Annotated in this window: 1 protein-coding gene; it reads left to right on the forward strand. The window is 43.4% G+C overall.

What is annotated here, in order from left to right:
- Positions 1-222 precede the first annotated feature (222 nt).
- On the forward strand, positions 223-751 hold a 529-nt coding region (locus ACFINO_RS10335), incomplete at its 3' end, for a helicase HerA domain-containing protein (RefSeq protein ID WP_375655735.1).

The raw sequence follows: 751 nt of genomic DNA on the forward strand, positions 1-751 counted from the left end.
ATATGAAGATATACGCTGATAGGCAGCGCTTGCTCCATTCTGCGTTGCCTCCAAGGGTGTCTACGCAGAAGTTTTCTCTATAATTCAAACCATTCATAGATGCAAGAGTTGTGGGAAAAATCGATGATTTCTACCGTTAAGAGAGAGGAAATGTTACAAGCATGGTCTAGATGGACAATAAATCAATACGAGCCGGATTCAAAATCAAATAGTGGAGACGTTATGAAGGTGGAGATCGCCTTGGGTGAGATGGCAGAAGGTAATGCTTTGCGTAAATCAATGCCGGCATTTGTTGATTTGGAAGAATTATTGGCGACACGTCTTCTTGTGCAGGGCAATTCTGGTTCTGGAAAATCACATCTTTTGCGCCGTCTTCTTGAACAAAGTTCTTCATGGGTACAACATTGTGTGATCGATCCAGAGGGTGATTTCGTCACTTTGGCAGATAAATTTGGACATGTCATTGTTGAAGCGCAACGAAGCGAACAAGAGTTAATGCGTATTGCTTACAGGATTCGCCAACATCGGGTTTCAGTGGTGTTGAATCTTGAAGGTTTGGATACTGAACAACAGATGCGCGCTGTGGGTACCTTTCTTGGTGCACTGTTTGATGTGGAACGTGATTATTGGTATCCCATGCTTGTTGTTGTCGATGAAGCACAATTATTTGCTCCAGCTGTGGTGGGAGAAGTTTCTGATGAAGCGCGTAAAATTTCCCTTAGTGCTATGACCAATCTTATGTGTCGAGGGC

Source organism: Bartonella sp. AA83SXKL (assembly GCF_042196965.1).
In the GTDB taxonomy this organism is placed as follows: domain Bacteria; phylum Pseudomonadota; class Alphaproteobacteria; order Rhizobiales; family Rhizobiaceae; genus Bartonella.